Below are 3,946 nucleotides of genomic sequence, written 5' to 3'. Positions count from 1 at the left end.
GGTTTGAAGGTGGTCCTATTGGCAATTCCCCAATTAAGGCCGATTCGTGTGCGCCTACCGGATTGAAGTACCTCAATAAAATGCAACTCCCATCTACATTTCTAAAATAATCTTTACAGATATCCTCACAGATTAATTTGGTATTTGCATATGGAGATTCTGCCGGTTCAGTAGGTGTTTGTTCATTTACAGGTATCTGCAATGGCTCACCGTATACACTACATGAAGATGAAAATACTAAACGCCGAACATCTAGTTTTTCAAATACAGTTAATAAATTAAGTAGTGAGTTTAGATTATTCTTATAATATTTAATTGGTTCTTCTACTGATTCTCCAACTGCTTTGTAAGCAGCAAAATGGATTGTAGCCTTTATGTCCTTATTGTTGTTAATCAATTCGTCGAGCTTTGAAGCATCGCAAATATCAAATATTTCACAATCTGGTTTTACAGAAGAAATCTCCTTAATCGCCTCTAATGTCTCTTTGTGCGAGTTCGAAAGATCATCTATTATAACAACTTCAAATCCATTTTCGATCAACTCAACGACAGTATGTGAGCCAATGTAACCTAAACCCCCTGTAACTAAAACCTTGTCTGCCAACTTTTAAAGATTGATTAAATTCTACAAACTCCAATATTCGATATCCTCGGTTCTACCAGAATATATTCCCTTTAAATCCGCTAGTACTCCTTTAGGAGTTAAGATTGACTTAAAGTACTTAGCATCGAAACCCAAATAATCCTTATGATTAACTGCAACGATAACGGCATCATAATCTACACCTAGTTTATCAACTAAGTGGAAACCATATTCTTTATTTAAATCGTCAGAAGACGCATATGGATCATGCACTTCTACATTCGCAGAGAACGATTTTAATTCACTGATTATATCGGCAACTTTTGAATTTCTAATATCACTCACATTTTCTTTAAATGTGGCACCCATCACCAATATTTTTGCTTCTGATATATTTCTGTCTGCAGCAATTACCTTCTTTACAATCTGTTTTGCAATATAAAATCCCATAGAGTCGTTCACATATCTACCTGAAGTTATTACCCGAGAATGGTACCCATATCCTTCTGCTCTATAAGTGAGATAATAAGGATCTACTCCTATGCAATGTCCGCCAACTAAACCAGGCTTGAAGTTCAAAAAGTTCCATTTAGTGCCTGCAGCTTCAAGAACATCATATGTGTTTATCTTCATCTTATTAAAGATAATTGACAACTCATTTATTAAGGCAATATTAACATCGCGCTGGGTGTTCTCAATAATCTTGGCGGCTTCAGCAACCATAATAGAAGGTGCTCTATGAACACCTGCCTGAACAACAATTTCGTAAACTTTAGCTATTTCATCTAATGACTCTTGATCGCAACCTGACACGACCTTTATTACATTATTTATTGTGTGTTCCTTATCTCCGGGATTAATTCTTTCGGGAGAATAACCAACTTTAAAATCAGAACCAAATTTTAATCCAGATACCTTTTCAACAACAGGTATACAATCCTCCTCAGTACAACCCGGGTAAACAGTAGATTCAAATACAACATAATCTCCTTTCGAGATAACTTTACCCACCGTATCTGAAGCGCTTAATAGAATATCCAGAACAGGCATCTTTCTATTATCTATTGGGGTTGGAACGGCTATTACAAAAAAGCTCGCCTCTTTAATATCCTCAATAGAACTAGTAAACTGAATATCTCGACCCTCGAAATCAGAAGCTTCTAACTCTTCACTTGGGTCAATATTATTCTTCATTTGGTTAACTCTCGCCTCATTAATATCGAAACCGATAACAGATAAAGTTTTAGCGAATTCTAATGCAATTGGCAGACCAACATAACCCAAGCCAATTATACATAATTTTGCCTCTTTGGCAACTAACTTATCGTACATCTTACTTTTATTTTAATTGATAGATTCTTTCTATAATATCAACAACTTTCAACCCTTCCAAAGAATTTGTTGCAATTGATTTCCTTCCCTTTAGTGTATCTATTACATTTTGAATAACATAATTATGATTTGCTGCAGACCCTTGATATCCACCATAGTTATTTGAAGGATTTCCTTCAGCCAATTCCGGCATAGTGTAATCCTTTATATGACAATAATCAACCTTATTCATATACTGGCCACCTAATCTAACTGTGCCATTACTTCCAATAATAGTAATACTACTTTCAAAATTTGTATCCCAGATAGATGTAGAATAGTTAAGACTACCCATTCCTTCTTCTAAAAAATCGAAATTAATTACACCAGTATCTTCAAAATCAATAATCCCTTCATGGGAACAGTTATTGAACTTTCCTTGGATATTTTCTATATCGCCGAAGAGCCAGTACATTAAATCTATAAAATGTGAAAACTGAGTAAACAATGTCCCTCCATCCATATCAGCTCGTCCTTTCCAACCATCCTTTTTATAGTATCGATCGTCTCTATTCCAATAGCAGTTTAGTTGAACAAGAAATATTTCGCCAAGAAGTTTATTCTCAATTACATCCTTTATCCATACCGATGGAGGCGAATATCTATTTTGCATTACACAGAAAACTTGTTTTGAGAGATTTAACCCTTTAGAAATAATCTTCTCACAATTCAATTTCTTCAATGCCATTGGCTTTTCGCAAACAATATGCTTTTTACCTTCTAAAGCGTCCATCGCATTCTCGGCATGCAACCCATTTGGCGTACAGATATTAACAACATCAAAATCTTTCCCCGAATTCAACATGTTCTCAAGTGAATCGTAAATAGGCAAATCATCATCATCTATCCCACATTCCTCACGGGTTCGAATATCTGCTCCAGCAACCAATTCTGCTTCGGGGTGTCTTCTTATCATTTCCATATGACGTTTACCAATATGCCCACAACCTAGAACAGCAAATTTTATTTTCTCTTCACTCATTAGTTACTATTTTATTTTACTCACCAAACCATTTTTGATCTGATACTTCTCTTTACTTTCTTCACATGTAGATCTACCCTCTTCATCAAAAATTAGTTTTGATCCAAATTCACTCATCCATCCAATTTGTTTTGCTGGATTACCCACTACCATTGCATATGGTGCAATCTCTTTGGTAACCACAGCACCTGCTCCGATAAAGGAAAATTTCCCTATATCATGTCCACATACAATAGTAGCATTAGCACCTATTGACGCACCTGTTCCTACCCTTGTAGTCATATATTCTCCTCTTCGATTTACAGCGCTTCTTGGATTAATTACGTTTGTAAATACCATCGATGGACCTAAAAATACATCGTCTTCACAAACAACACCTGTATAGATCGAAACATTATTCTGAATCTTAACATTTCGTCCTAAAATTACTCTCGGAGAGATAACAACATTTTGGCCTACATTACAATTCTCGCCTAGCACGGCATCACTCATAATATGACTAAAATGCCATATTTTAACCCCTTTCGATATTTTCGCCCCTTCGTCTATTACGGCTGTTTCGTGCGCAAAAAAGTCTTCCATTACTTTGTATACTTTTCAAACGTGTTATGCTCCTTTTTATATAGCTCCTCCTTGGATAAAGAGATGAAATATTCGTACGTCTTTTTCAAGCCCTGTTCTCTACCAACTTTTGGCTCCCAGCCCAATATCTCTTTTGCCAATTCAATGTCTGGTTTACGTTGCATTGGATCATCAACAGGTAAGTCTCGGTGTACAACTGGTCTGTTTTTACCGGTTAAACGATTTATTTCTTCCGCAAATTGACTGATTGTTATCTCATCAGGATTCCCAATATTAACGGGTTCTTTATAATCGCTATTGAGTAATCGAACTATTCCCTCAACAAGATCGTCTACATAACAAAATGACCTTGTTTGTGACCCATCTCCAAAAACAGTCATATCCTCTCCTCTTAACGCTTGGCCGATAAATGCAGGTAATACACGTCC

General features: G+C 36.0%; 5 protein-coding genes. All 5 read right to left on the bottom strand.

Translation table 11 applies throughout. The features are described 5' to 3' along the window. The coding region (locus tag HRT72_13245; protein ID NQY68673.1) for an NAD-dependent epimerase/dehydratase family protein at positions 1-604 on the bottom strand (604 nt) is incomplete at its 3' end. Between the two features lie 21 nt (positions 605-625). Then, complete coding sequence (locus HRT72_13240) at positions 626-1,915, bottom strand: nucleotide sugar dehydrogenase (protein ID NQY68672.1); 1,290 nt, start codon at positions 1,913-1,915, stop codon at positions 626-628. 7 nt (positions 1,916-1,922) lie between these two features. After that, a complete protein-coding gene (locus HRT72_13235; protein NQY68671.1) occupies positions 1,923-2,936 on the bottom strand; it encodes a Gfo/Idh/MocA family oxidoreductase in 1,014 nt (337 codons plus the stop codon). A 6-nt stretch (positions 2,937-2,942) separates the two neighbouring features. Then, on the bottom strand, positions 2,943-3,518 hold the full coding sequence (locus tag HRT72_13230) for an N-acetyltransferase (protein ID NQY68670.1): 576 nt from the start codon (positions 3,516-3,518) through the stop codon (positions 2,943-2,945). Beyond that, on the bottom strand, positions 3,518-3,946 hold a 429-nt coding region (locus tag HRT72_13225; GenBank protein NQY68669.1), incomplete at its 5' end, for a GDP-mannose 4,6-dehydratase. The genes HRT72_13230 and HRT72_13225, both read right to left, overlap by 1 nt.

The sequence above is a fragment of the Flavobacteriales bacterium genome, assembly GCA_013214975.1.
In the GTDB taxonomy this organism is placed as follows: domain Bacteria; phylum Bacteroidota; class Bacteroidia; order DT-38; family DT-38; genus DT-38.
Note: the sequence above shows the minus strand (reverse complement) of the source record. Positions and strands in the feature narration are given on the sequence as shown.